The organism is Pseudomonas artemisiae (assembly GCF_057128685.1).
In genome coordinates this window covers 164,481-188,839 of the sequence record NZ_JBSKHS010000001.1, presented here as the reverse complement: position 1 = coordinate 188,839, position 24,359 = coordinate 164,481, and the positions used below count along the sequence as shown (strand labels likewise).

28 protein-coding genes are annotated in these 24,359 nt (G+C 59.3%); 16 read left to right on the top strand and 12 right to left on the bottom strand.

The genetic code is table 11. The features are described 5' to 3' along the window. Positions 1-17: 17 nt before the first annotated feature. The 10 genes from ACWKV4_RS00880 to ACWKV4_RS00835 all read right to left on the bottom strand — a co-directional run bounded on the left by ACWKV4_RS00880 (position 18) and on the right by ACWKV4_RS00835 (position 7,044). On the bottom strand, positions 18-290 hold the full coding sequence (locus ACWKV4_RS00880) for an HPr family phosphocarrier protein (protein WP_483830247.1): 273 nt from the start codon (positions 288-290) through the stop codon (positions 18-20). 20 nt (positions 291-310) lie between these two features. Then, positions 311-1,168 (bottom strand): RNase adapter RapZ, encoded by an 858-nt coding sequence (gene rapZ, locus ACWKV4_RS00875; protein ID WP_483830246.1) that lies wholly within the window; start codon positions 1,166-1,168, stop codon positions 311-313. Between the two features lie 2 nt (positions 1,169-1,170). After that, on the bottom strand, positions 1,171-1,635 hold the full coding sequence (gene ptsN, locus ACWKV4_RS00870; RefSeq protein ID WP_483830245.1) for a PTS IIA-like nitrogen regulatory protein PtsN: 465 nt from the start codon (positions 1,633-1,635) through the stop codon (positions 1,171-1,173). Positions 1,636-1,642: 7 nt separating this feature from the next. Further along, positions 1,643-1,951, bottom strand: coding sequence for a ribosome hibernation-promoting factor, HPF/YfiA family (gene hpf / locus ACWKV4_RS00865; RefSeq protein WP_483830244.1), 309 nt, complete (start codon positions 1,949-1,951; stop codon positions 1,643-1,645). A 120-nt stretch (positions 1,952-2,071) separates the two neighbouring features. Beyond that, positions 2,072-3,583 (bottom strand): RNA polymerase factor sigma-54, encoded by a 1,512-nt coding sequence (locus ACWKV4_RS00860; RefSeq protein ID WP_483830243.1) that lies wholly within the window; start codon positions 3,581-3,583, stop codon positions 2,072-2,074. Positions 3,584-3,707: 124 nt separating this feature from the next. After that, positions 3,708-4,433, bottom strand: a complete 726-nt coding sequence (gene lptB, locus ACWKV4_RS00855; RefSeq protein ID WP_483830242.1) for an LPS export ABC transporter ATP-binding protein — start codon at positions 4,431-4,433, stop codon at positions 3,708-3,710. After that, a complete protein-coding gene (gene lptA / locus ACWKV4_RS00850) occupies positions 4,433-4,978 on the bottom strand; it encodes a lipopolysaccharide transport periplasmic protein LptA (RefSeq protein WP_483830241.1) in 546 nt (181 codons plus the stop codon). Before lptA ends, lptB begins: the two co-directional genes overlap by 1 nt. Next, positions 4,965-5,537, bottom strand: a complete 573-nt coding sequence (lptC, locus tag ACWKV4_RS00845; RefSeq protein WP_483830240.1) for an LPS export ABC transporter periplasmic protein LptC — start codon at positions 5,535-5,537, stop codon at positions 4,965-4,967. Before lptC ends, lptA begins: the two co-directional genes overlap by 14 nt. Positions 5,538-5,545: 8 nt before the next feature. Beyond that, positions 5,546-6,070: a KdsC family phosphatase gene (locus ACWKV4_RS00840; protein WP_483830239.1), complete on the bottom strand. Its 525-nt coding sequence runs from the start codon at positions 6,068-6,070 to the stop codon at positions 5,546-5,548. Then, the gene (locus ACWKV4_RS00835; RefSeq protein WP_483830238.1) at positions 6,070-7,044 is read right to left on the bottom strand and encodes a KpsF/GutQ family sugar-phosphate isomerase; all 975 of its coding nucleotides are present in this window, start codon (positions 7,042-7,044) and stop codon (positions 6,070-6,072) included. Before ACWKV4_RS00835 ends, ACWKV4_RS00840 begins: the two co-directional genes overlap by 1 nt. Positions 7,045-7,262: 218 nt before the next feature. On the opposite strand from ACWKV4_RS00835, the gene ACWKV4_RS00830 reads away from it, so the two are divergent. From ACWKV4_RS00830 to hisC, 10 genes are all read left to right on the top strand, one after another. After that, positions 7,263-8,072, top strand: coding sequence for an ABC transporter ATP-binding protein (locus ACWKV4_RS00830; RefSeq protein WP_483830237.1), 810 nt, complete (start codon positions 7,263-7,265; stop codon positions 8,070-8,072). Next, on the top strand, positions 8,072-8,869 hold the full coding sequence (mlaE, locus tag ACWKV4_RS00825) for a lipid asymmetry maintenance ABC transporter permease subunit MlaE (protein WP_483830236.1): 798 nt from the start codon (positions 8,072-8,074) through the stop codon (positions 8,867-8,869). Before ACWKV4_RS00830 ends, mlaE begins: the two co-directional genes overlap by 1 nt. Then, complete coding sequence (mlaD, locus tag ACWKV4_RS00820) at positions 8,869-9,336, top strand: outer membrane lipid asymmetry maintenance protein MlaD (protein ID WP_483830235.1); 468 nt, start codon at positions 8,869-8,871, stop codon at positions 9,334-9,336. Before mlaE ends, mlaD begins: the two co-directional genes overlap by 1 nt. A gap of 9 nt (positions 9,337-9,345) precedes the next feature. Continuing rightward, positions 9,346-9,990 carry an MlaC/ttg2D family ABC transporter substrate-binding protein gene (locus ACWKV4_RS00815; RefSeq protein WP_483830234.1) on the top strand — a complete coding sequence of 215 codons (645 nt, stop codon included), beginning with the start codon at positions 9,346-9,348 and terminating at the stop codon, positions 9,988-9,990. Continuing rightward, positions 9,987-10,289, top strand: a complete 303-nt coding sequence (locus ACWKV4_RS00810; RefSeq protein WP_483830233.1) for an STAS domain-containing protein — start codon at positions 9,987-9,989, stop codon at positions 10,287-10,289. The genes ACWKV4_RS00815 and ACWKV4_RS00810 overlap by 4 nt, the downstream gene beginning before the upstream one ends. 102 nt (positions 10,290-10,391) lie before the next feature. Then, entirely contained in the window at positions 10,392-10,631 is a 240-nt protein-coding gene (locus tag ACWKV4_RS00805; protein WP_483830232.1) for a BolA family protein, read from the top strand. 21 nt (positions 10,632-10,652) lie between these two features. Then, positions 10,653-11,918 carry a UDP-N-acetylglucosamine 1-carboxyvinyltransferase gene (gene murA / locus ACWKV4_RS00800; RefSeq protein ID WP_483830231.1) on the top strand — a complete coding sequence of 422 codons (1,266 nt, stop codon included), beginning with the start codon at positions 10,653-10,655 and terminating at the stop codon, positions 11,916-11,918. Between the two features lie 56 nt (positions 11,919-11,974). Further along, positions 11,975-12,610 carry an ATP phosphoribosyltransferase gene (hisG, locus tag ACWKV4_RS00795; protein ID WP_483830230.1) on the top strand — a complete coding sequence of 212 codons (636 nt, stop codon included), beginning with the start codon at positions 11,975-11,977 and terminating at the stop codon, positions 12,608-12,610. 131 nt (positions 12,611-12,741) lie between these two features. Further along, positions 12,742-14,058 (top strand): histidinol dehydrogenase, encoded by a 1,317-nt coding sequence (gene hisD, locus ACWKV4_RS00790; protein ID WP_483830229.1) that lies wholly within the window; start codon positions 12,742-12,744, stop codon positions 14,056-14,058. Between the two features lie 2 nt (positions 14,059-14,060). Continuing rightward, positions 14,061-15,104 (top strand): histidinol-phosphate transaminase, encoded by a 1,044-nt coding sequence (hisC, locus tag ACWKV4_RS00785; RefSeq protein ID WP_483830228.1) that lies wholly within the window; start codon positions 14,061-14,063, stop codon positions 15,102-15,104. Between the two features lie 143 nt (positions 15,105-15,247). Here hisC and algW read toward each other — a convergent pair whose 3' ends face one another. Then, positions 15,248-16,408: a Do family serine endopeptidase AlgW gene (gene algW, locus ACWKV4_RS00780; RefSeq protein WP_483830227.1), complete on the bottom strand. Its 1,161-nt coding sequence runs from the start codon at positions 16,406-16,408 to the stop codon at positions 15,248-15,250. 112 nt (positions 16,409-16,520) lie between these two features. Between algW and ACWKV4_RS00775 the strand changes: the two genes are divergently transcribed. The 3 genes from ACWKV4_RS00775 (at position 16,521) to cysN (ending at position 20,410) form a co-directional block, all read left to right on the top strand. Further along, positions 16,521-17,279: a Nif3-like dinuclear metal center hexameric protein gene (locus ACWKV4_RS00775; RefSeq protein ID WP_483830226.1), complete on the top strand. Its 759-nt coding sequence runs from the start codon at positions 16,521-16,523 to the stop codon at positions 17,277-17,279. Positions 17,280-17,413: 134 nt separating this feature from the next. Beyond that, entirely contained in the window at positions 17,414-18,331 is a 918-nt protein-coding gene (cysD, locus tag ACWKV4_RS00770) for a sulfate adenylyltransferase subunit CysD (RefSeq protein WP_483830225.1), read from the top strand. Positions 18,332-18,508: 177 nt separating this feature from the next. Continuing rightward, on the top strand, positions 18,509-20,410 hold the full coding sequence (cysN, locus tag ACWKV4_RS00765; protein WP_483830224.1) for a sulfate adenylyltransferase subunit CysN: 1,902 nt from the start codon (positions 18,509-18,511) through the stop codon (positions 20,408-20,410). A 115-nt stretch (positions 20,411-20,525) separates the two neighbouring features. Here the strand turns inward: cysN and ACWKV4_RS00760 are convergent, their stop codons facing one another. Further along, positions 20,526-20,963 carry a Z-ring associated ZapG family protein gene (locus tag ACWKV4_RS00760; protein WP_483830223.1) on the bottom strand — a complete coding sequence of 146 codons (438 nt, stop codon included), beginning with the start codon at positions 20,961-20,963 and terminating at the stop codon, positions 20,526-20,528. Between the two features lie 194 nt (positions 20,964-21,157). On the opposite strand from ACWKV4_RS00760, the gene ACWKV4_RS00755 reads away from it, so the two are divergent. From ACWKV4_RS00755 to zapE, 3 genes are all read left to right on the top strand, one after another. Next, the gene (locus ACWKV4_RS00755) at positions 21,158-21,769 is read left to right on the top strand and encodes an alpha/beta hydrolase (protein WP_483830561.1); all 612 of its coding nucleotides are present in this window, start codon (positions 21,158-21,160) and stop codon (positions 21,767-21,769) included. Between the two features lie 24 nt (positions 21,770-21,793). Beyond that, positions 21,794-23,140, top strand: a complete 1,347-nt coding sequence (locus ACWKV4_RS00750) for a tryptophan--tRNA ligase (RefSeq protein WP_483830222.1) — start codon at positions 21,794-21,796, stop codon at positions 23,138-23,140. Between the two features lie 95 nt (positions 23,141-23,235). Further along, positions 23,236-24,330: a cell division protein ZapE gene (gene zapE, locus ACWKV4_RS00745; protein WP_483830221.1), complete on the top strand. Its 1,095-nt coding sequence runs from the start codon at positions 23,236-23,238 to the stop codon at positions 24,328-24,330. Positions 24,331-24,359 lie beyond the last annotated feature (29 nt).

Here is a 24,359-nt window from a genome sequence, read left to right as displayed (position 1 = left end):
TGGCTCCTACAGGCCTGTTATTCGCCTTCGTCGAATTTGTTATTGATCAATTCCACAAGGGCGTTTAGGGCCTCTTGGGCGCTTTCACCTTCAGTGCTTAGGTAAATCTGCGTACCCTTGCCTGCGGCGAGCATCATCACTGCCATAATGCTCTTTCCGTCAACCAGGCTGGCTTCACTGCGGCCAACCCGGACCTGGCATGGGAAGCGCCCGGCAATGCCCACGAACTTAGCGGCAGCGCGTGCATGCAAGCCCAGCTTGTTGATGATGGTGATGTCGAGTGCGGGCATTGCGCGGTGAGTCCTTGGGTTCAGGTGAGGTCCCGGTGGCGAACCTGGACGTTGTCGATGGTGGGCCTGAGCAACTGGCCTAACCGTTCGGTCAAATAGACCGAGCGATGGTGCCCTCCCGTGCAACCGATGGCAACCGTCACGTAGGCGCGATTGCTGGCAGCGAAGCGGGGCAGCCATTTAAGCAGATAGGCAGCGAGGTCTTGGTACATCTCCTCGACTTCAGGCTGGGCAGCCAAATAATCGATTACCGGCTGGTCCAGCCCCGAATGTTCCCGCAGCTCGGGTTTCCAGTACGGGTTCGGCAGGCAACGTACGTCGAACATTAAGTCTGCGTCCATGGGCATGCCACGCTTGAAGCCAAAGGATTCAATCAAGAACGCGGTGCCCGCATCTGGCTTGTTCAGCAACCTGAGCTTGAGCGTGTCCCGCAGCTGGTACAGATTCAGGTTGGTGGTATTGATCTTCAGGTCGGCCAAGTCAGCGATGGAGCTAAGCAGATCGCTCTCTGCCCGAATGGCTTCGGCCAGCGAACGGTTGGCGCTGGTCAGGGGGTGGCGGCGACGGGTTTCGGAAAAGCGCTTCAACAGCGTTTCTTCGTCCGCGTCAAGAAACAGCACATCACATTGAATATGCTTCTGGCGAACCTCGTCGAGCAACTCGGGAAAGCGGGAGAGGTGGCTGGGCAGGTTACGTGCGTCGATGGACACCGCTACCAAAGGGCGAGCCAGCTCAGTGTGGAGGATCGCCCGCTCCGCTAATTCAGGCAGCAGCCCCGCCGGAAGGTTATCGATGCAGTAAAAGCCGTTGTCTTCAAGGACATCGAGGGCAGTGCTCTTACCGGAGCCAGAGCGGCCGCTGACGATGACCAAGCGCATAATCAGGCGCCAGCCTGGGCGTTCAGGACCACTTGGTACAGCGCGTCACTATCCGATGCTGAACGGAGGCGCTCACGTACGTCCTTGCGATCGAGCATGCTGGCGATCTGCCGAAGTAGCTCAAGGTGTGCGTCTGTAGCAGCTTTGGGCACCAGTAGCACGAAGATCAAATCTACGGGTGCGCCGTCAATGGCGTCAAAATCCACTGGGGTTTGTAAGTGCAGCAGGGCGCTCATCGGCGACTGGCAGTTTTCCAGGCGGCAGTGGGGAATGGCAATGCCGTTACCAAAGCCTGTGGAGCCAAGTTTTTCTCGGGCGATCAGGGCTTCGTACACGGTTTGTTGTGCCACGCCAGGAAGGTTTTCGGCAATCAACTTGGCGATCTGTTCGAGTACGCGTTTCTTACTGCCGCCCGGCACGTTCACAAGTGAGCGGCCGGGGGTCAGGATCTGTTCTAGTCGGATCATTGGGGGCTTAGCGAGCGGCCGCACCTTGCAGGTGGCTCTGCTGTTTTTCCTTGTACTTGAGCAATTGCCGATCAAGTTTATCAGTGAGAAGGTCGATTGCGGCGTACATGTCGTCGTGTTTGGCCTCGGCGACCACGTCGAATTTAGGGACTCTAAGGGTAGCTTCAACACGCTGCTGCTGTTTTTCCACTTCCATGATCACCTGCACGCTGGTGATCTTGTCGCAGTGCCGCTCGAGCTTGGCGAGTTTTTCGGTCATGTAATCCCGCATTGCGTCGGTCACATCCAGCTGGTGCCCACTGATGTTGACTTGCATACCGCTTCTCCTTATTGCCAGGGCATAAAGAGGCAGGTGTGAAACCTGCCACTGAAACGCTGGTGGCATCCCAGGCATGCGCCTTACCGTGCAACCGACAACTCGCAGGCCCGGGCCAGGCTACATCAACCGCTTGCGTTCGCTGGAAGGCGCGATCCCGAGGGACTCACGGTACTTGGCGACAGTGCGGCGTGCTACCTGAATGCCTTGTGCTTCCAGTAAACCAGCGATCTTGCTATCGCTCAATGGCTTTTTCTGATTTTCCGCCGCAACCAGTTTTTTGATGATCGCTCGGATGGCCGTGGACGAGCACTCACCGCCCTCCGAGGTGCTTACATGGCTGGAGAAAAAGTATTTCAGTTCGTATATGCCACGCGGCGTATGCATGTACTTTTGCGTGGTAACCCGGGAGATGGTCGATTCGTGCATGCCCACGGCCTCTGCAATGTCATGCAAAACCAGAGGCTTCATGGCCTCATCGCCGTAGTCAAGAAAGCCTCGTTGGTGTTCGACAATCTGCGTTGCCACCTTCATCAGGGTTTCGTTGCGGCTTTGCAGGCTCTTAATGAACCAGCGCGCCTCCTGCAGCTGGTTACGCATGAAGGTATTGTCCGCGCTGCTGTCAGCCCGGCGTACGAAACCTGCATATTGAGGGTTGACCCTCAACCGCGGCATGGACTCTTGGTTGAGTTCCACCAGCCAGCGATCGCTGTCCTTGCGCACAATAACATCAGGCACCACGTATTCCGGCTCGCTGGCTTCGATCTGCGAGCCTGGCCGTGGGTTGAGGCTTTGCACCAGCTCTATGACCTGACGAAGCTCATCCTCCTTGAGTTTCATACGCCGCATCAGTTGGCTATAGTCGCGGCTGCCAAGCAACTCTATGTACTCGGTCACCAGCCGCTGGGCTTCAGCCAGCCAGGGGGTTTTAGGTGGCAGCTGGCGCAGTTGCAAGGCCAGGCATTCGCCCAGGTTGCGCGCGGCTACCCCCGCGGGCTCGAACTGCTGGATACGGTGAAGCACGGCTTCTACCTCGTCCAGCTCGATGTCCAGCTCCGGGTCGAAGGATTGGCAGATTTCTTCCAGGCTTTCTTCCAGATAACCCTGGCCGTTGATGGAGTCGATCAACGTTACGGCAATCAACCGATCGTTATCGGACATGGGCGCCAGGTTCAGCTGCCACAGCAGGTGGCTTTGCAGGCTTTCACCCGCCGACGTGCGGGTAGTGAAATCCCACTCGTCGTCATCACCAGAAGGCAGGCTGCTGGTGCTGGTTTGATAGATGTCTTCCCAGGCGGTATCTACGGGAAGCTCGTCAGGAATCCGCTCGCTCCAGTCACCTTCCTCGCCGCTGGCCTCGGTAGTGGTAGGGCTTTCCTGGAAGTTGGCCTCCTGGAACGCGGGCTCGTGGTTTTCCACTGCGCCACTATGCTCTACCTTGTCGGCAAGGGGGTCTGTGTTATCGAAATCATCCCCGTCTTCCTGCCGTTCGAGCATAGGGTTGGACTCGAGCGCCTCCTGGATTTCTTGCTGAAGATCCAGGGTAGAAAGCTGGAGAAGGCGGATGGCCTGTTGCAACTGCGGCGTCATCGTCAGTTGCTGGCCCATTTTAAGGACAAGCGATGGTTTCATGGCGTGAGCTTGACACCTTGTTTGCCGGCGCTAAGCGCCATCCACAACGAGCGCCTAATAAGGCGCCCGACTTTAAGCAAATTATATGCCTGAAACCTGGGCATTTGCCTAGGGGGTTTTACATTTACAGCCGGAACTCGTGCCCCAGGTAAACGTCTTTCACCAATTCATTGGCCAGGATAGTGGCTGAATCGCCTTCTGCAATCAATTGGCCATCGTTGACAATGTAGGCGATTTCACAGATGTCCAGGGTCTCGCGCACATTGTGGTCAGTGATGAGCACGCCTATGCCCTTGGCTTTCAAGTGATGGATGATCTGCTTGATATCACCCACGGAAATAGGGTCCACGCCAGCGAAGGGTTCATCGAGTAGGATGAACTTGGGCGCCGTAGCCAAGGCGCGTGCGATCTCTACCCGGCGGCGTTCGCCACCGGACAGGCTCATGCCCAGGTTGTCGCGAATGTGGGTGATATGGAATTCCTGCAGTAGGCTTTCCAGTTCCTTGCGTCGCCCGGCGGCGTCAAGGTCCTTCCGGGTTTCCAGAATGGCCATGATGTTATTGGCCACCGACAACTTACGGAAAATCGATGCTTCCTGGGGCAGGTAGCCAATGCCGGCGCGGGCGCGACCGTGCATGGGCTGGTGGCTGACGTCCAGGTCGTCGATCAGCACGCGGCCCTGATCGGCCTGTACCAGCCCGACGATCATATAGAAACAGGTGGTCTTGCCCGCACCGTTGGGGCCGAGCAAGCCGACGATCTGCCCACTGTCGATGGACAGGCTGACGTCCCTTACCACTTGCCGGCTTTTGTAGCTTTTAGCCAGATGCTGGGCCTTCAACGTTGCCATTACTGCGCCTTCTGCGGCTGATCGGTTTTCTTTTTCGGCTGGATGACCATGTCGATCCGTGGGCGTGGCGCGGTGACCTTGCTGCCAGTAGCACGGCCAGCGTTAACCACCTGGCGCACGGTGTCGTATACGATTTTCTCGCCTTCGGACGTATTGCCGTCGTTGATGACCTTGGCTTTGTCCACCAATACGATGCGGTTCTGAGACGCAAAATACTGAATGGTCACTGCATAGGCCTGCACGATGGGTTTGTCCACGGCAGGCTTCTGCTCGTAGTACGCCAGGTTACCGACCGCCGTGAACACGTCTACGTCGCCATTGGAGGCGCGCGTCACCGTAACCTTGTTGCCGGTGATTTTCATCGAGCCCTGGGTGATGACCACGCCGCCGGTATACACGGCCACGCCCTGCTTGTCGTCAAGCTGCGCGTCGTCGGACTGGATGTGAATGGGTTGGTCCCTGTCGGTGGGCAGCGCCAAGGCGTTCACGCTTCCCAGTACCGCGCCCAGGCCAAGCAGGAAGGGGAGGGTTTTAACGAGCCTCATACTGTCCTCTTACAGTGGACAGCAAGTGGATCTTGCTGTCGTTCAAATACGCTTTCATTCCCTTGGCAGTCGTTACGCCACCGGCGCCGTCGATTCTAACGGTTTGATCGGTCTGCGCATATTGCTTCTGTGGGAAGACTGTCGCGCGGGACGTTGTAATGACGGTCGCTCGATTCTGCTGGTCGGTGCGGTTGAGCCTCACCGCGTCGATGAGTTCGACCTCGCTGCCATCCGGATTGACTTCGGCGCGATCGCTGACCACATGCCAGGGGAAGGTAGTGCCGCGGTAGATATCCATTACGGGCTTGGTCACATGAGTGATTTCACTCGCCTTGAGGTGCTCGACCTTGTCAGCGGTCATTTCATACTGCAGGGTCCCGTTTGGCAGGTATTGCACGGTATGGGCGTTGATCGCGTAGTAATCGATGGTATTCGCGTCCACGCTGGCCTTGGGGTTGTCCAGGAAGCGCTCGGGGCTCAGGTTCCAATAGCCCACAGCCACCAGCAATGCTGCGAACAGAGTGGCGGCGATCAGCGTAAGCAGCTTGCGGTTTGGCATCGAACGACCTACAGGTAATGGTTCAGCGCGGCGTCCAGATTACCCTGGGCCCGCAGTATGAGTTCGCAATACTCGCGGGCGGCGCCTTCGCCACCCTTGGCCTGAGTCACCCCGTGAGCATGGCGTTGTACGAACGCATTGGCATTGGCTACCGCCATGCCAAGGCCCACGCGGCGTATCACCGGCAGGTCGGGCAGGTCGTCACCCAGGTGGGCGACCTGCTCATACGACAGGTTCAATTGACCCAAGAGTTCATCAAGCACTACAAGTTTGTCTTCCCGGCCCTGATACACATGGCCGATGCCCAGATTGCGGGCGCGCTTCTCCGTGGCGGGGCTCTTGCGCCCACTGATGATCGCCGTTGCAACGCCGGAAGCCATCAGCATTTTAATGCCCTGGCCATCAAGCGTATTGAACGCCTTCATCTCGCTACCGTCTTCAAGAAAGTAGAGGCGGCCGTCGGTCAATACGCCGTCCACGTCGAAAATCGCGAGTTTGATGCGGCTGGCGCGTTCAAGGAGGGCGCTATCCATTACACGACCCCCGCACGGAGAAAGTCATGCATGTTCACCGCACCGATGGGTTGATTGCGTTCATCGACCACTACAAGGGCTCCTATTTTATGGTCTTCCATGATTTTCAAGGCCTGAGCCGCCAACATCTCGGGGGTCACCGAACGACCGTTGACGGTCATGACCTGTTCGATAGGCGTGACATGCACATCCAGATTGCGGTCCAGGGTACGACGCAAGTCCCCGTCGGTGAACACACCGGCCAGGCTACCGTTTTCTTCGAGAACCACGGTCATCCCAAGGCCCTTTCTGGACATTTCCAGAAGCGCTTCTTTAAGCAGGGTGCCGCGTCGCACGGCGGGCAAGGCGGCGCCACTGTGCATCAGTTGCTCCACCTTCAACAACAGACGCCGACCCAAGGCCCCGCCAGGGTGGGAGAAGGCGAAGTCCTCGGCGGTGAAGCCCCGAGCTTCGAGCAACGCCACGGCCAGGGCATCGCCCAGTACCAGCGCCGCGGTAGTGGAGGAGGTGGGTGCCAGGTTCAACGGGCAGGCCTCGTGCTTCACTCGTGCGTCCAGATTGGCCTCGGCAGCTCGCGCCAGGGTGGATTCAGGGTTGCCGGTGAGGCTGATCAAGCGGATGCCCGAGCGTTTGATCAGGGGGAGCAGGGTAAGGATTTCCGCGGTTGTGCCGGAGTTGCTCAGCGCCAGCACGATATCGCTGGGCGTGATCATGCCCATGTCGCCATGACTGGCCTCGGCCGGGTGCACAAAAAACGCAGGCGTGCCCGTGCTGGCCAAGGTGGCTGCGATCTTGCGAGCGATATGGCCCGACTTGCCCATGCCCATCACCACGACCCTACCGTTGCTGGCCAGGATCATCTCGCAGGCGTGGACGAAATCGGCATTGATATGCTCGAGCAACCCCTCCACGGCTTTGATTTCCAGGCCAATGGTGCGGTGCGCCGACTGAATGAGATCGCGGGTTTGGTTCATGTGTGGCAGGTTGGCTTTGATAAAAGGCCGGGATTATATCTGGATTGCCAGTGCCGCGCACGGGCCAGCACGGGCATTGGCAGTAGCCCCAAGGCAGGCGGTTCGCTCCATCACCCGGTACGCGGTGGTATAGTGCGCCGCTTGTCGACCACTCGGGGTGTGTGCCCTGGCCGCAGGCCCGCACGTCTGACTGGAGTGTCGCATCGTAAGGAGAACGAATGAGTGCCGAACACGCCTACGCTGTCGAGCTGAAGGGCGTTACCTTCAAGCGCGGCGCGCGCAGCATTTTCCAGAACGTGGATATCCGCATTCCACGTGGCAAGGTGACCGGCATCATGGGGCCGTCGGGGTCGGGTAAAACCACCCTGTTAAGGCTGATGGGCGCACAATTGCGCCCCTTCAGTGGCCAAGTGCTGGTCAATGGCCAAGATTTACCTCGGTTGTCGCGCAGTGATCTGTTCGACGCTCGCAAGCACATGGGCGTGCTCTTCCAGAGCGGCGCGCTGTTCACCGACCTGGACGTCTTCGAAAACGTAGCTTTTCCGCTGCGGGTGCATACCGACCTGCCTGAAGAAATGATCCGTGACATCGTTTTGATGAAACTCCAGGCCGTAGGCTTGCGCGGTGCTATCGAATTGATGCCCGATGAGCTGTCGGGGGGTATGAAACGTCGCGTTGCCTTGGCTCGCGCAATCGCCATGGACCCGCAGATCCTGATGTACGACGAGCCGTTCGTCGGGCAAGACCCTATCGCCATGGGCATGTTGGTGCGGCTGATCAGGTTGCTGAACGATGCCTTGGGCATTACCAGCATCGTGGTGTCCCACGACTTGGCCGAAACTGCCAGCATCGCCGATTACCTGTATGTGGTCGGGGATGGGCAAGTGTTGGGGCAGGGTACGCCGGCAGAGCTCATGGCTTCGGATAACCCGCGCATTCGCCAGTTCATGAAGGGCGAGGCAGATGGCCCCGTGCCTTTCCATTTTTCCGCGCCAGCCTTGGCCACCGACTTTCTGGGGAAGCGCTGATGCGCCACAGGTCATTATTGGAGCGTGTTCGCCTGCTGGGGCGAGCGGCCATCGATACCCTTGGCGGGCTAGGGCGCGCCACCCTGTTTTTAGGGCACGCACTGTTCAGCCGCGGCGGGCTGTCTGGCGGCTTTTCGCTACTGGTGCGACAGCTGTATTCCGTAGGGGTACTGTCGCTGGCCATCATCGTTGTGTCCGGTATTTTTATTGGTGGGGTGCTGTCGCTGCAAGGCTTCAGCATCCTGGCCAAGTATGGCTCCGAGCAGGCGGTAGGCCAGATGATCGCGCTGACCTTGCTGCGCGAACTAGGGCCGGTCGTCACCGCGCTGTTGTTCGCCGGGCGGGCGGGGTCGGCATTGGCCGCCGAAATCGGCAACATGAAGGCTACCGAGCAACTGTCGAGCCTTGAAATGATCGGGGTCGACCCGCTCAAGTACATCATCGCGCCGCGCTTGTGGGCCGGGTTTATCTCTCTGCCAGTGCTCGCGGCGCTGTTTAGCGTGGTGGGTATCTGGGGTGGCTCCTGGGTCGCGGTGGACTGGCTTGGCGTGTACGAAGGCTCGTTCTGGGCCAACATGCAAAACAGCGTAAGTTTTACCGAGGACGTGCTTAACGGCGTTATCAAGAGCGTTGCCTTCGCCTTTGTAGTGACCTGGATCGCGGTGTACCAGGGCTACGATTGCGACCCCACTTCCGAAGGGATCAGCCGCGCCACGACCCGTACCGTGGTGTATGCCTCGTTGGCCGTACTGGGGCTGGATTTCATTTTGACCGCTTTGATGTTTGGAGATTTCTGATGCAAAACCGCACCCTGGAAGTCGGTGTTGGCCTGTTTCTCCTGGCCGGGATCCTTGCCCTGTTGCTGCTGGCCCTGCGGGTCAGTGGGTTATCGCCGAGTTCGGCTCAGGACACTTATAAGCTGTACGCCTATTTTGACAATATCGCCGGCCTTACGGTCAGAGCGAAGGTGACCATGGCCGGGGTTACCATCGGCAAGGTCACCGCGATTGATCTGGACCGCGATACCTTCACCGGGCGCGTGACCATGCAACTGGACCAGAGCGTGGACAATTTGCCGGTGGACTCCACCGCGTCCATCCTCACCGCCGGGTTGCTGGGCGAGAAGTACATCGGTGTGAGCGTTGGCGGGGAGAGCACAGTGCTCAAGGAAGGCCAGACAATTCACGATACACAATCGTCCCTGGTACTCGAGGACCTAATCGGTAAATTCTTGCTCAATAACGTGAGCAAAGAGGCCAAATAAGGAGTTTCAATGATAGCCCTACTGCGTCAAGCCTTCCTGGCCATGCTGCTGACACTACCGCTGGTGGGCCATGCCGCCGCCGCTACCCCAGCGCATGATCTGGTGCAGAACACCACGCGCCAATTGCTGGCTGATCTGGACGCCAATCGCGAAACCTACCGTACCAACCCGTCCGCGTTCTACGACGCGCTGAACCGCATCGTCGGGCCGGTGGTGGATGCCAAGGGCATTTCCGAAAGCATCATGACGGTGAAGTATTCTCGCAGGGCCACGCCTGAGCAAATGGCGCGGTTCGAGGAAAACTTCCGCCGGGGCCTGTTCCAGTTCTACGGTAATGCCTTGTTGGAATACAACAACCAAGGCATCACGGTAAAACCGCCTAAGGATGAAAGCGGCGACCGTACCTCCGTCGATATGGACGTAAAGGGCGGCAATGGCGCGGTTTATCCTGTGTCCTACACCCTGGTGAAAATCGGCGGGGAATGGAAAGTGCGTAACGTTACGCTCAATGGCATCAACATCGGCAAGCTGTTCCGTGATCAGTTCGCCGACGCCATGCAGCGCAATGGCAACGACTTGAATAAAACCATCGATGGCTGGGCAGGTGAAGTGGCAAAAGCCAAGGACGCCGCGCCCGCGCAGGGCAAGCAATGAGCCTGGCGTCTGTAACCCTTGGCGCTGGCGAGTTGTGCCTGGCGGGCATCGTGGATTACCGAACCGGCGCTAGCCTGCTCAAGCAGGGGCGGGCGCTGGTTGCTCAGGTACCGGGCAGTGAGGTGGTGGTGGACTGCTCCGCGGTCGAGAAAGCCACTAGCGTTGGTGTATCCCTCCTGCTCGCCCTTACTCGAGAGGCAGCCACCGCTGGCAAGGCTCTCAAAGTGCGGGCCATGCCTCGGGAACTCTGCCAGATTGCCCAGGTATGCGGCATTTCGCAGCTTCTGGCCTCGGTCTAAACGGCACGGGCCCGCTACAGGCCCGTGACCGCCCTCGCAGCACCACCGCTTTTTTTGTATGATGGCCGACCCGTGCGCACAGGGCGCCGATCGAGGTTTAGCATGCAGGCCCTAGAAGTGAAAAGCTTCCTTGAAGCGAAGCTGCCCCAGGTTCAAGTCGAAGTCGAAGGCGAAGGCTGCAACTTCCAGCTCAATGTCATCAGCGACGAACTCGCCACGCTGAGCCCGGTCAAGCGGCAGCAGCAGATTTATACGCACCTGAACCCGTGGATCGCCGATGGCAGCATCCATGCCGTGACCATGAAATTTTTCACCCGCGCAGCCTGGGCTGAGCGCACCTGAGCCACAGGCTTCGAGAGTGATATGGACAAACTGATTATTACCGGTGGCGCCCGCCTTGATGGCGAAATCCGCATCTCCGGCGCAAAGAACGCAGCCCTGCCGATTCTCGCCGCGACCCTGTTGGCCGATGGCCCGGTCACGGTGGCAAACCTGCCACACCTGCACGACATCACCACCATGATCGAGCTGTTCGGGCGCATGGGCATCGAGCCTGTGATCAACGAAAAGCTGGCGGTGGAAATCGACCCCCGCACCATCAAAACCCTGATCGCGCCTTATGAGTTGGTGAAAACCATGCGGGCCTCGATCCTGGTACTGGGGCCGATGGTGGCTCGCTTCGGTGAAGCCGAGGTCGCGCTTCCTGGCGGCTGCGCCATCGGTTCACGCCCAGTGGACCTGCACATCCGTGGCCTGGAGGCCATGGGCGCGCACATCGACGTAGAAGGCGGCTATATCAAGGCCAAGGCGCCCGAGGGTGGCCTGCGCGGTGCCAACTTCTTCTTCGATACCGTGAGCGTAACCGGTACCGAAAACATCATGATGGCGGCGGCCCTGGCCAAGGGCCGCACCGTACTGCAGAACGCCGCGCGTGAGCCAGAAGTCGTGGACCTTGCTCACTTTATCAACGCCATGGGCGGCAATGTGCAGGGCGCCGGCACCGACACCATTACCATTGAAGGTGTAGAGCGCCTGCATTCGGCAACCTACAAGGTAATGCCAGATCGCATCGAGACCGGTACCTATCTGGTGGCGGCGGCGGTCACCGGCGGCCGTGTGAAGCTCAAGGATACCGACCCTACCATCCTCGAAGCGGTGTTGGACAAGCTGCGCGAAGCCGGCGCGGAAGTGACCACCGGGCCAGACTGGATCGAGCTGAACATGCACGGCAAGCGGGCGCGCGCGGTCAACCTGCGTACCGCGCCTTATCCGGCTTTCCCTACGGACATGCAGGCACAGTTCATTTCCCTGAACGTCGTGGCTGAGGGGGTGGGCGCGGTGATCGAAACCGTGTTCGAAAACCGCTTCATGCACGTTTATGAGCTGCTGCGCATGGGTGCCCACATCATGGTAGAGGGCAACACTGCCGTGGTGACTGGCGTGGACGGCCTCAAAGGCGCTCCGGTCATGGCCACCGACCTGCGGGCTTCGGCCAGCCTGGTATTGGCTGCCTTGGTCGCCGAAGGCGATACCTTGATCGACCGTATTTACCACATCGACCGTGGTTACGAATGCATTGAGGAAAAACTGCAAATGCTGGGCGCGAAGATTCGCCGCGTGCCGGGCTAATGTCCATGGCCGGGGTTTGCCCCGGCCGTTTCGTTGAATAGGGATTCGCTTCTCCCATGCTGACCATCGCGCTGTCCAAGGGCCGCATCCTCGACGACACCCTGCCATTGCTGGCAGATGCCGGTATCGTGCCTACCGAGAATCCGGACAAAAGCCGCAAGCTTATTATCCCCACCACCCAGCACGATGTGCGCCTGTTGATCGTGCGTGCCACTGATGTGCCCACTTACGTCGAACACGGTGCCGCGGACCTGGGCGTGGCAGGCAAAGACGTGCTGATGGAATACGGCGGCCAAGGGTTGTATGAGCCGTTGGATCTGAAAATCGCCTGTTGCAAGCTGATGACCGCTGGTGCCATCGGTGCGCCCGCGCCCAAGGGCCGGCTACGCATTGCCACCAAGTTTGTGAACGTTGCCAAGCGCTACTACGCAGAGCAAGGCCGGCAGGTGGATATCATCAAGCTGTACGGTTCCATGGAACTGGCCCCTTTGGTGGGCCTGGCCGACAAGATCATCGATGTGGTCGATACCGGCAACACGCTGCGCGCCAACGGCCTGGAACCTCAAGACCTGATCGCTCACGTCAGCTCTCGGCTGGTGGTGAACAAAGCGTCCATGAAAATGCAACACGGTCGCATCCAGGCGTTGATCGATACGCTGCGCCAGGCCGTAGAGTCGCGACACCCTGGCTAACCTTCCTGGCGTGCCCTGTCACGCTTCGCTATACGCGCCATAGGCCGCTTCAATCAAGAAGTCCCGCCATTGGCGCAATAGCCCTGATAAATTACCCGTTCTGTTCCATCGCCCACTCACCGAGGCCAGCCATGACTGCCGTACCTACCGCTATCCGCCGACTTGACGCCACAGCTCCGGACTTCGCGCGGCATCTGGACCATCTGCTGAGCTGGGAAAGCGTGTCGGACGACGCCGTCAATGGCCGCGTGCTGGAGATCATCCAGGCGGTACGTGAGCGGGGCGATGCCGCCGTGGTGGAATATACCCAGCGCTTCGACGGGTTGCAGGTCGCCAGCATGGTGGATTTGATCCTCCCACGCGCGCGCCTTGAACAGGCCCTTGAGCGCATCACCCCCGAGCAACGCGACGCTCTTGAAACCGCCGCGGCTCGAGTACGCGCTTATCACGAAAAACAAAAGCAGGATTCGTGGCGCTATACCGAAGCGGACGGCACGGTGTTGGGCCAACAGGTTACACCTTTGGACCGCGCTGGCCTCTATGTGCCAGGCGGCAAGGCGAGCTATCCGTCGTCGGTATTGATGAACGCCATTCCCGCCAAGGTCGCGGGGGTGCGTGAAGTGGTAATGGTGGTGCCTACGCCCCGTGGCGAAGTCAACGAATTGGTGTTGGCTGCCGCCTGCATTGCCGGCGTGGACCGTGTGTTCACTATCGGTGGCGCACAGGCCGTGGCCGCGCTGGCCTACGGTACCGAGAGCGTGCCGGGCGTGGATAAGATCGTCGGCCCTGGCAATATCTATGTGGCCACCGCCAAGCGCCATGTATTTGGCCAGGTAGGCATCGATATGATCGCCGGCCCCTCGGAAATTCTCGTGGTGTGCGACGGCGGTACCGACCCCGACTGGATCGCCATGGACCTGTTCTCCCAGGCCGAGCACGACGAGGACGCCCAAGCGATTCTGGTCAGCCCAGATCATGTCTTCCTGGACCGTGTAGCCCAGAGCATCGACAAACTGCTGCCTACCCTGGAGCGGGCCGAGATCATCCGCGCCTCTTTGAATAATCGGGGGGCGCTGATCAAGGTGGCGGATATGAACCAGGCTATCGAGGTGGCCAACCGCATCGCGCCTGAGCACCTGGAACTGTCGGTGGAAGACCCCCAGCAGTGGCTACCAGCCATTCGTCATGCGGGGGCGATCTTTATGGGGCGCCACACCAGCGAGGCCTTGGGCGACTACTGCGCGGGCCCTAACCATGTGCTGCCAACCTCGGGCACCGCGCGCTTCTCGTCGCCCTTGGGCGTGTATGACTTCCAGAAGCGTTCGTCGATCATTTTCTGTTCGGAGCAGGGCGCCTCGGTGCTGGGCCGCACCGCGTCCGTTCTGGCCCGTGGCGAGTCCCTGAGCGCCCACGCCCGCAGCGCTGAATACCGAATCAAGGAAGCGTGACTATGAGCAAGTTCTGGAGCCCTTTCGTCAAGCAACTGGTGCCTTACGTGCCAGGTGAGCAGCCGAAGTTGACCAACCTGGTCAAGCTTAATACCAACGAAAACCCTTATGGCCCATCCCCTCGGGCGTTGGAAGCCATGCGCGCAGAGGTAGGCGACAGCCTGCGACTGTACCCAGACCCCAACGGCGACCGGCTCAAGCAGGCTGTGGCGGCGTTCTACGGCGTGCAGCCTGCTCAAGTTTTCGTGGGCAACGGCTCGGATGAAGTGCTGGCCCATATCTTCCATGGCTTGTTCCAACAGCAGCAGCCCTTGCTATTCCCCGATATCAGCTACAGCTTTTATCCAGTGTATTGCGGCCTGTATGGCATTGCCTTCGAGCAGGTGCCCCTGGATGATGACTTCCAGATCGCCCCCAGCGATTACGCCAAGCCCAACGGCGGTATTATCTTCCCCAACCCGAACGCGCCTACCGGGTGCCTGCTGGCGCTGGACGCGATCGAGCAGATCCTCCAGAGCAGCCCGGACTCAGTCGTGGTAGTCGATGAAGCCTATATCGACTTCGGTGGGGCCACAGCCATCGCCCTGGTGGACCGATACCCGAACCTGCTGGTCACCCAAACCCTGTCCAAATCCCGCTCGTTGGCGGGGCTACGGGTAGGGCTGGCAGTAGGGCATCCGGACCTGATCGAGGCCTTGGAGCGGGTCAAGAACAGCTTTAATTCTTACCCAGTGGACCGCATCGCCCTGGCTGGCGCGGCCGCTGCCTTCGAGGACCGTGCCTGGTTCGACCAGACCCGCCATTTAGTAATGGCCAGTCGCGAACTCCTTATTGCCGAGCTGGAACTGCGAGGCTTCGAGGTGCTGCCTTCAGGCGCTAACTTTGTCTTCGCGCGCCATCCGGAACGAGACGCCGCGCAGATCGCTACCCAACTGCGCGAGCATGGCGTGATCGTGCGACACTTTACCCAGCCACGAATTTCGCAGTTCCTGCGCATTACTATCGGCACGTTAGAGCAGAATAAGGCGTTATTGGCGGCTTTGTAGCAACCGGCCTTGGCCGCGACCAGGTTCAACACGGTAGCGTGGCCCGGTCGCTGGCAAGCCAGGCTGCTACGGATCTCAACCGTAGCAACCAGCCTTGGCCGCGACCGAATTTGGCATGATGGCCCGGCCAGGCTGCTATAGGCTCAACCTTCCTTCACCGGCGCGGCTGGCGCCGGTGGTGGCCGTAGGCCCACCTCGGCGCTGAGCTTCAGGGTTTTGCCATTGCGCATCACTTCGATACCGATCTTATCCCCAGGCTTGGTTCTGGCCACTTGGTTCATGGACTTGCGCCCGTCCGCGGCCGGTTCATTGTTGATGCTGAGGATGACATCCCCCAGTTGCAACCCGGCCTTCTGCGCCGGCCCATCGCGGAAAATACCTGCAACCACGATGCCTGGGCGATCTTTCAAGCCAAAGGACTCAGCCAGGTCATCGGTCAAGGGTTGCACTTCAATGCCTAACCAGCCGCGAATGACTTGCCCGTGCTCAATGATCGACTTCATCACTTCCAGCGCCAGCTTGGTGGGGATGGCAAAGCCGATTCCCTGAGAGCCACCAGACTTGGAGAAAATGGCGGTGTTGATGCCGGTCAGGTTGCCGTCGGCATCCACCAGCGCGCCCCCTGAGTTACCTGGGTTGATGGCGGCGTCGGTTTGGATGAAATCCTCATAGGTGTTCAGGCCCAGCTGGTTGCGCCCGGTCGCGCTGATGATGCCCATGGTCACCGTTTGACCCACCCCGAACGGGTTGCCAATGGCCAGGGCGACGTCGCCGATGCGCAGGCTATCTGAGCTGCCGATGGTAATGGCAGGGAGGTTTTGCAGGTCGATCTTCAACACCGCCAGGTCTGTTTCCGGGTCGCTGCCGATCACCCGGGCGATGGTTTCACGACCATCCTTGAGCGCCACTACGATTTGGTCCGCTCCGGCAGTCACGTGGTTGTTAGTGAGCAGGTAGCCCTCGGGGCTCATGATCACCCCCGAGCCCAGGCTGGACTCCCAGCGCCGTTGGCGCGGTAGGTTATCCCCGAAAAATCGCCGAAACTGTGGGTCTTCGAACATGGCCTGGGAGGATTTGTTCACCACTTTGGTGGTGTACAGGTTGGCTACCGCAGGCGCGGCCAGGGTCACTGCGTCAGCATAGGAAATAGGCCCCCTGATCGCCATGGTGGCTTGAGGTGCTTGTTGCAGGTTTACGTCCTGACTGGGCAAGCCTACCCATTCGGGAAAGCGCTGGATTATCAACAGTGCGATAAGAATGCCAGTCAGCAATGGCCAGCTGAAATAACGCAAGGCAATCGACATTGAGGGTTCCTGAAGGGGAGGGTACGCGTTTGCACATGGCCAAGGCCGGCCCATAATGGGCGCCATTATACGAGCGCCTGGCCGCCCGCAAACCGCCTTGATGGAGACTTTTATGGCTGTAGCACTCAGTACCCTGGTCGCCGAAGCAGACCGTTACTTGGGCTGCGCGAAAATCGCCGATTATTGCCCCAATGGGCTGCAAGTGGAAGGCCGGCCGCAAGTGCGGCGTATCGTCAGCGGCGTTACCGCCAGCCAGGCGTTGCTAAATGCCGCGGTGGCGGCCGGTGCAGACCTGGTGCTGGTTCACCATGGTTACTTCTGGAAGGGTGAAAACCCCTGCGTGACCGGCATGCGCCAGCGTCGCCTGAAAACCTTGCTCAAGCACGACATCAGCCTGCTGGCCTATCATCTGCCTCTGGACGTGCACCCGGAGGTGGGCAATAACGCGCAGTTGGCAGTACGCCTGGGTATTACCGTAGAAGGCCCGCTGGACCCGGGCAACCCGAAGGTCGTGGGGCTGATAGGCTCGCTAAACCGGCCGCAAACGGCCCTGGAGTTTTCCCGCACGGTCAGCCAGGTGCTGCAGCGCGAGCCCTTGGTGGTCTGTAGCGGGCAGACTGTAAGGCGCGTGGGCTGGTGCAGCGGGGGCGGCCAAGGCTACATCGACACTGCCATCGCGGCGGGCGTAGATCTCTACCTAACCGGTGAAGCGTCTGAGCAAACCTTCCACAGTGCCTGCGAAAACGGCGTGTCCTTCATTGCGGCGGGGCACCACGCCACGGAACGTTTTGGCGTGCAGGCATTAGGGGAGTATCTGGCCCAGCGCTTTGCCGTGGAGCACCGGTTCATCGACTGCCCAAACCCAATTTGAATAAAACCCCTCGGCATATGCTAAGACCCTTTGGATCTAAGCACGCGGTCTTATATAGCAGACGCTGTGATAGAGTGATCGGCTCGAACACGGCCCGTTGGCCGTCCTACCTGCAACGCAATCCGTGAGTAGCTATGGTCGATAAACTGACGCACTTGAAACAGCTCGAAGCGGAGAGCATCCACATCATCCGTGAAGTGGCAGCCGAGTTCGACAACCCGGTGATGCTCTATTCCATCGGCAAAGATTCCGCCGTAATGCTGCACCTGGCACGCAAGGCCTTCTTTCCGGGCAAGCTGCCGTTTCCGGTGATGCACGTGGATACCCAGTGGAAGTTTCAGGAGATGTACAAATTCCGCGATCGCATGGTCGAGGAAATGGGCCTGGACCTGCTGGTACATGTGAACCCCGAAGGCGTGGCGCAGGGGATCAACCCCTTTACCCATGGCAGCTCCAAGCACACGGATATCATGAAAACCCAAGGGCTTAAGCAGGCCTTGGACAAGTACGGTTTCGATGCGGCCTTTGGCGGCGCGCGCCGGGACGAAGAGAAGTCCCGTGCCAAGGAGCGGGTGTATTCCTTCCGCGACAGCAAGCACCGGTGGGACCCAAAAAACCAACGCCCCGAACTGTGGAACCTGTACAACGGCAAGGTGAACAAAGGCGAGTCCATTCGCGTATTCCCGCTGTCGAACTGGACCGAACTGGACATCTGGCAGTACATCTACCTGGAGCAGATCCCCATCGTGCCGCTGTACTTCGCCGCCGAGCGCGACGTGATCGAAAAGAACGGCACGCTGATCATGATCGACGACGAGCGCATCCTCGAACATCTCACCGATGAAGAGAAGGCCCGTATCGTCAAGAAGAAGGTCCGCTTCCGTACCTTGGGTTGCTACCCGCTCACCGGCGCGGTGGAGTCTGGCGCCGAAAGCCTGACCGATATCATCCAAGAGATGCTTCTGACCCGCACGTCCGAGCGCCAGGGGCGCGTTATCGACCATGACGGCGCTGGCTCCATGGAAGATAAAAAACGTCAGGGGTATTTCTAAGCTTCAAGTTACAAGCGGCAAACTGCAAGGGAAAAGCGAAGTCAGTCTCTTCCCCTTAAAGCTTCGCTGCCTGCATTGCAGGTACATCGAGAAATGCCTGTGATGGATTTGAAAATTATTTCTAACTAGCCATAGGCCGCAAGCTTGCCGCTTGTAGCTGATGGCTTGGAGCTCAAGATGAGTCATCAATCCGAATTGATCAGCGAGGATATCCTTGCTTACCTGGCCCAGCACGAACGCAAAGAGCTGCTGCGCTTTCTGACCTGTGGGAACGTGGACGACGGCAAGAGCACGCTCATTGGCCGCTTGTTGCATGACTCCAAGATGATCTACGAAGACCACTTGGAAGCCATTACCCGGGATTCGAAAAAATCCGGCACCACCGGTGAAGAAGTGGACCTGGCATTGCTGGTCGACGGCCTGCAGGCCGAGCGCGAGCAAGGCATTACCATCGATGTGGCGTACCGCTATTTTTCCACCGCCAAGCGCAAGTTCATCATTGCCGACACCCCGGGCCACGAGCAGTACACCCGCAACATGGCCACCGGTGCGTCGACCTGCGACCTGGCGATCATCTTGGTCGATGCGCGCTACGGTGTGCAGACCCAAACCCGCAGGCACAGCTATATCGCGTCCTTGCTGGGTATCAAACACATTGTGGTCGCCATCAACAAGATGGACCTCAAAGGCTTTGACGAAGGCATATTCGAGCAGATCAAGGCCGATTACCTGAAGTTCGCCGAGGCCATTGGCCTGCAGCCGGCCACGCTAGCCTTCGTGCCCATGTCGGCGCTCAAGGGCGACAACGTGGTCAATCGCAGCGAGCGGTCACCCTGGTACGCCGGCCAAACCCTGATGGAAATCCTCGAAACCGTGGAGGTGGCCGCCGACCGTAACTTGACTGACCTGCGCTTCCCGGTGCAGTACGTCAACCGCCCGAACCTGAACTTCCGTGGCTTCGCCGGTACCCTGGCCAGTGGCGTGGTCCACAAGGGCGACGACGTAATGGTGCTGCCTTCGGGCAAAAGCAGCCGGGTCAAATCCATCGTGACCTACGAAGGTGAGCTGGAGCAGGCAGGCCCTGGCCAGGCGATCACCTTGACCATGGAAGACGAGATCGACATCTCCCGTGGCGACCTGCTGGTGCATGCGGACAATGTGCCGCCGGTGACCGACGAGTTCGAGGCGATGCTGGTCTGGATGGCGGAAGAGCCCATGCATCCGGGCAAGAAATACGACATTAAACGCGCTACCAGCTATGTGCCCGGCTCCATTGCCAGCATTGCCCATCGGGTGGATGTGAATACCTTGGAAGAAGGCCCTGCCAGTGCCTTGGCATTGAACGAAATCGGTAAGGTCAAGGTTGTACTGGATACCGCCATTGCCCTTGATGGTTACGTCAGCAACCGCACCACCGGCGCCTTTATCGTCGTCGACCGCCTTACCAACGGCACCGTTGGCGCGGGCATGATCATCGCGCCTCCAGCGGTAGGACAGGGTCACGCCGATGCCCATGGCGCCTTGGCCCACGTGAGCGTGCAAGAGCGCGTACGGCGCTTCGGTCAGCAGCCAGCTACCGTGTTGTTCACTGGCTTGTCAGGCGCGGGTAAAAGCACGCTTGCCTACGCGGTGGAGCGTAAGTTGTTCGATGCCGGTCGGGCCGTGTTCGTGCTCGATGGTCAAAACCTGCGCCACGACTTGAACAAGGGCTTGGCCCAGGACCGTGCTGGCCGTACCGAGAACTGGCGGCGAGCGGCTCACGTTGCACGGCAATTCAATGAGGCTGGTCTGTTGACCCTGGCTGCCTTCGTGGCGCCAGATGCGGAAGGCCGTGAACAGGCCCGCGATCTGATCGGTGCCGAACGGTTGCTGACGGTCTATGTGCAAGCATCCCCCCAAGCCTGTCAGGCGCGCGATCCACAAGGGCTGTATGCGGCAGGGGGCGACAATATCCCTGGCGAGTCCTTCCCCTACGATGTGCCGCTGAACGCGGATTTAGTCGTGGATACTCAGGCCGTGTCGGTGGAAGAGGGTGTCAAGCAGGTGATCGAGTTGCTGAGGGCCCATGGCGCGCTGTAATAGCGCGCTGTTTCCCTATAGGAGCGAGCGCAAGCTGGCGAAGATGCGGCACGGATAACCAATAACACATTGTGCGCCAGCTCTGCTGGCTCCTACAGCAAATGAGAAATCCGTATCACCTGCGGGTTAAACCATACTCTTCATCGAGCATTCCTGGCGTACCTGGGCCCTTGGGGGCGTAGTCCTTCGGTACTTCCTGATCCCTGGGCGGAGTAAGGCGGTCGCGGGAGGCGTGGCTCGGCTCGGCGTGCAAGGCAGCCAACAGGCGTTGGCGCGTCAGCTCGTCTGTGGCCAACTGATTGGCGCCTTCGGCTAAATGCTCCTGAACTTCCTGGTAGCTCTGGGTAAGCTTTTTCACCAAGATAGCGGTGCTATTGAAGTGAGTGACTACCTCATGTTGATAGTTATCGAATTTCTGCTGAAGGTCGTCCACTTGGCGTTGCGTGCCGCCTGGCACGGCATTGGGCATGAAGCGGGCAATAAGGAAGCCGACGACCACACCCACAACCAGCGCCAGGGTAGGCAGCAACCAAATCAAGAGCGAGTATTCCACGAGTCCTTCCTCTATAAACGGCTTTGCATTACGTTAACGGCTAGTGGTCACGCTGTATACACGCGAGACGCCTAAAGCGCAGCGCTGGGACATCGGGCAACGTTCACCCGCCCGGCACAAACCGATTGCTAGACGAATCGACCCTTGGCAGGGTCACGGAGTTCATACCCTTGCTGATTCGCGAAAACGCTTTAATGCTTGATGGCCCAGTTGGCCAACTTGAAGCACTTTACCTTGAAACGCCTGAGCCACGCGGGTTGGCGCTGCTTTGCCATCCCAACCCGGAGCAGGGTGGGACCATGCTCAACAAGGTCATGTCTACCTTGCAGCGCACCGCCCGGGAGGCAGGTTACATTACCTTACGCTTTAACTACCGAGGCACGGGCAATAGCGCCGGTGCCCACGACATGGGGTTGGGCGAGGTAGATGACGCCAACGCGGCGGCCAATTGGTTGCGCATTCGTCACCCCGGCATACCCCTGACCTTGCTGGGCTTTTCCTTTGGCGGTTTTGTGGCCGCGACCTTGGCCGGGCGGATGGAGCGCCAAGGGGCCGAAGTGCGGCACCTGTTCATGTGCGCGCCAGCGGTAATGCGCCTGCGAGACGAAGAGCCGCTACCCGAGCGCTGCGCCATCACGGTGATTCAGCCGGAAGCCGATGAGGTGGTGGACCCTGCTGCGGTCCATGAGTGGTCCGCGAGCCTGGCCCGGCCCCATGAGCTGTTGAAATTGGCAGAATGCGGCCACTTCTTTCATGGCAAACTTCCAGACCTCAAAGACCTGATTTCGCCGCGCCTTGCCCCTTGAATGTAGCCTCATAAGCGATCGCCCATGACCACCCGAGTTCTTACAGGTATCACCACCACCGGCACCCCTCACTTGGGTAACTACGCCGGCGCCATCCGCCCCGCCATTGTCGCCAGCCGTCAAAACGATGTGGACTCTTTCTATTTTCTCGCCGATTACCATGCCCTGATCAAGTGCGATGACCCGCTGCGCATCCAGCGTTCACGGCTGGAAATCGCCGCTACTTGGCTAGCGGGTGGCCTGGATGTAGAGCGTGCAACCTTCTATCGACAGTCCGACATCCCCGAGATCCCCGAACTCACCTGGCTGTTGACCTGTGTAGCGGCCAAGGGCCTGCTGAACAGGGCCCATGCCTACAAAGCATCGGTGGACAAGAACACGGAAACCGGCGAAGACCCCGACGCTGGCATCAGCATGGGGCTGTACAGCTATCCGGTACTGATGGCCGCGGACATTCTGCTGTTTAATGCCCATAAAGTGCCGGTGGGGCGCGACCAGATTCAGCATGTGGAAATGGCCCGAGACATAGGCCAGCGCTTCAACCACCTATTCGGCAACGGCCAGGAGCTGTTCGTCTTGCCCGAGGCGGTGATCGAAGAAAGCGTGGCCACCTTGCCTGGCCTCGATGGTCGCAAAATGTCCAAAAGCTACGACAACACCATCCCGCTGTTTAGTAGCCCCAAGCAACTCAAAGACGCCATCGCTCGAATCGTGACCGATTCCCGAGCCCCGGGTGAACCGAAGGACCCGGACAACAGCCACCTCTTTACCCTGTACAGCGCCTTCGCCACTCCCGCGCAAACCGAAGCCTTCCGTGGGCACCTGCTCGGCGGCCTGGGTTGGGGCGATGCCAAGCATCAGCTGTTTACCCTGCTCGATAACGAGTTGGGCGAGGCGCGCGAGCGTTATCACCAACTGATCGAGCGCCCGGCAGACCTGGAAGACATTCTTCTGGCAGGCGCGGCCAAGGCCCGTAAGGTCGCCACCCCCTTCCTGGAACAGTTGCGTGAGGCCGTAGGCCTGCGCTCGTTCCGGGCACAGGTCGGCAGCGCCAGTGAAGCCCGCAAGAAAGCCGACAAAGCCGCGCGTTTCGTAAGCTTCCGAGACACCGACGGCAGCTTCCGCTTCCGCCTGCTCAGTGCCGAAGGTGAGCAACTGGTACTGTCACGCGCCTTTGCCGATGGCAAGAGCGCGGGCGTTGCCACCAAGCGGCTGCAAGCAGGCGAGGCTGAGCTACGTGCTGATGGTAGCGGCTTCGGGGTGTGGCTGGGCGACGACTGCGTGGCGGACAGCCCCGTATTCACAGATGCCACCAGCCGCGACCAGGCGTTGGAAGCCGTGCGCCAGGCTTTGGCTAATCCGCCCGCCTAAGTGCCAACCATGCGGCGTTTGGCCGCGCCTTCGATTGCCATCCCAAAGGGCCGCCGTTAAAGTGGCGGCCCGGTTTTACAGCCTGTAGACGACTTATGACGCCCCTTGAACGATACCAAGCTGACCTTAAACGTCCTGATTTCTTTCACGATGCAGCGCAGGAAACCGCGGTTCGCCATCTACAGCGCCTATACGACGACCTGATCGCGGCCGACGGCGCCAAGCCGGGCTTGCTCAGCAAGTTGTTCGGTAAAAAAGACGTCACCCCTGTCAAGGGCCTGTATTTTTGGGGCGGGGTGGGCCGGGGCAAAACTTACCTGGTCGATACGTTCTTCGAGGCGCTGCCCTTCAAGGAAAAAACCCGCACGCACTTCCATCGTTTCATGAAGCGCGTGCACGAGGAAATGAAAAGCCTCAAAGGCGAGAAAAACCCGCTGACCTTGATCGCCAAGCGCTTTGCCGACGAGTCCCGGGTGATTTGCTTCGATGAATTCTTCGTGTCCGATATCACTGATGCCATGATTCTAGGCACCCTGATGGAAGAGTTGTTCAAGCACGGGGTTACGCTGGTTGCGACCTCGAACATCGTGCCAGATGGCTTGTATAAAGATGGCCTGCAGCGCGCGCGGTTTTTGCCAGCCATTGCCTTGATCAAGCAACACACCGAAATCGTGAACGTCGACAGCGGCGTGGACTACCGCTTGCGCCACCTGGAACAAGCCGAACTGTTCCACTTTCCCCTGAACGACGCCGCGGAAAAAAGCCTGCGCGACAGCTTCCGCGCGCTGACACCAGACTGCACGTCACCGGTGGAAAACGATGTGTTGATCATTGAGAACCGTGAGATTCGGGCGCTGCGCACGTGTGACGATGTGGCCTGGTTCGACTTCCGCGCATTGTGCGATGGCCCGCGCAGCCAGAACGACTACATTGAACTGGGCAAGATTTTCCACGCGGTGATTCTCAGTGGCGTGGAGCAGATGAGCGTGACGACCGACGATATCGCCCGCCGCTTCATCAATATGGTGGACGAATTCTACGACCGGAACGTAAAGCTGATCATCTCAGCGGAAGTTGAACTTAAAGACCTGTACTCAGGCGGGCGGCTAAACTTCGAATTCCAGCGTACCCTCAGCCGGTTGCTGGAGATGCAGTCCCATGAGTTCCTGTCACGCCCCCACAAGCCATAGGCAGTTACCGGCTGCCGTCCAGGGTGCCG

Coding starts and splice junctions, on each gene's coding strand:
- ACWKV4_RS00815 (WP_483830234.1), top strand. CDS start 9,346: ATGATAGCCCTACTGCGTCAAGCCTTCCTGGCCATGCTGCTGACACTA.
- hisC (WP_483830228.1), top strand. CDS start 14,061: ATGAGCAAGTTCTGGAGCCCTTTCGTCAAGCAACTGGTGCCTTACGTG.
- lptA (WP_483830241.1), bottom strand. CDS start 4,978: ATGAGGCTCGTTAAAACCCTCCCCTTCCTGCTTGGCCTGGGCGCGGTA.
- ACWKV4_RS00805 (WP_483830232.1), top strand. CDS start 10,392: ATGCAGGCCCTAGAAGTGAAAAGCTTCCTTGAAGCGAAGCTGCCCCAG.
- ACWKV4_RS00840 (WP_483830239.1), bottom strand. CDS start 6,070: ATGGATAGCGCCCTCCTTGAACGCGCCAGCCGCATCAAACTCGCGATT.
- cysN (WP_483830224.1), top strand. CDS start 18,509: ATGAGTCATCAATCCGAATTGATCAGCGAGGATATCCTTGCTTACCTG.
- cysD (WP_483830225.1), top strand. CDS start 17,414: ATGGTCGATAAACTGACGCACTTGAAACAGCTCGAAGCGGAGAGCATC.
- algW (WP_483830227.1), bottom strand. CDS start 16,408: ATGTCGATTGCCTTGCGTTATTTCAGCTGGCCATTGCTGACTGGCATT.
- lptB (WP_483830242.1), bottom strand. CDS start 4,433: ATGGCAACGTTGAAGGCCCAGCATCTGGCTAAAAGCTACAAAAGCCGG.
- hisD (WP_483830229.1), top strand. CDS start 12,742: ATGACTGCCGTACCTACCGCTATCCGCCGACTTGACGCCACAGCTCCG.
- hisG (WP_483830230.1), top strand. CDS start 11,975: ATGCTGACCATCGCGCTGTCCAAGGGCCGCATCCTCGACGACACCCTG.
- ACWKV4_RS00755 (WP_483830561.1), top strand. CDS start 21,158: ATGCTTGATGGCCCAGTTGGCCAACTTGAAGCACTTTACCTTGAAACG.
- ptsN (WP_483830245.1), bottom strand. CDS start 1,635: ATGATCCGACTAGAACAGATCCTGACCCCCGGCCGCTCACTTGTGAAC.
- ACWKV4_RS00810 (WP_483830233.1), top strand. CDS start 9,987: ATGAGCCTGGCGTCTGTAACCCTTGGCGCTGGCGAGTTGTGCCTGGCG.
- ACWKV4_RS00750 (WP_483830222.1), top strand. CDS start 21,794: ATGACCACCCGAGTTCTTACAGGTATCACCACCACCGGCACCCCTCAC.
- mlaD (WP_483830235.1), top strand. CDS start 8,869: ATGCAAAACCGCACCCTGGAAGTCGGTGTTGGCCTGTTTCTCCTGGCC.
- lptC (WP_483830240.1), bottom strand. CDS start 5,537: ATGCCAAACCGCAAGCTGCTTACGCTGATCGCCGCCACTCTGTTCGCA.
- mlaE (WP_483830236.1), top strand. CDS start 8,072: ATGCGCCACAGGTCATTATTGGAGCGTGTTCGCCTGCTGGGGCGAGCG.
- ACWKV4_RS00830 (WP_483830237.1), top strand. CDS start 7,263: ATGAGTGCCGAACACGCCTACGCTGTCGAGCTGAAGGGCGTTACCTTC.
- ACWKV4_RS00880 (WP_483830247.1), bottom strand. CDS start 290: ATGCCCGCACTCGACATCACCATCATCAACAAGCTGGGCTTGCATGCA.
- hpf (WP_483830244.1), bottom strand. CDS start 1,951: ATGCAAGTCAACATCAGTGGGCACCAGCTGGATGTGACCGACGCAATG.
- zapE (WP_483830221.1), top strand. CDS start 23,236: ATGACGCCCCTTGAACGATACCAAGCTGACCTTAAACGTCCTGATTTC.
- ACWKV4_RS00860 (WP_483830243.1), bottom strand. CDS start 3,583: ATGAAACCATCGCTTGTCCTTAAAATGGGCCAGCAACTGACGATGACG.
- ACWKV4_RS00775 (WP_483830226.1), top strand. CDS start 16,521: ATGGCTGTAGCACTCAGTACCCTGGTCGCCGAAGCAGACCGTTACTTG.
- ACWKV4_RS00835 (WP_483830238.1), bottom strand. CDS start 7,044: ATGAACCAAACCCGCGATCTCATTCAGTCGGCGCACCGCACCATTGGC.
- murA (WP_483830231.1), top strand. CDS start 10,653: ATGGACAAACTGATTATTACCGGTGGCGCCCGCCTTGATGGCGAAATC.
- rapZ (WP_483830246.1), bottom strand. CDS start 1,168: ATGCGCTTGGTCATCGTCAGCGGCCGCTCTGGCTCCGGTAAGAGCACT.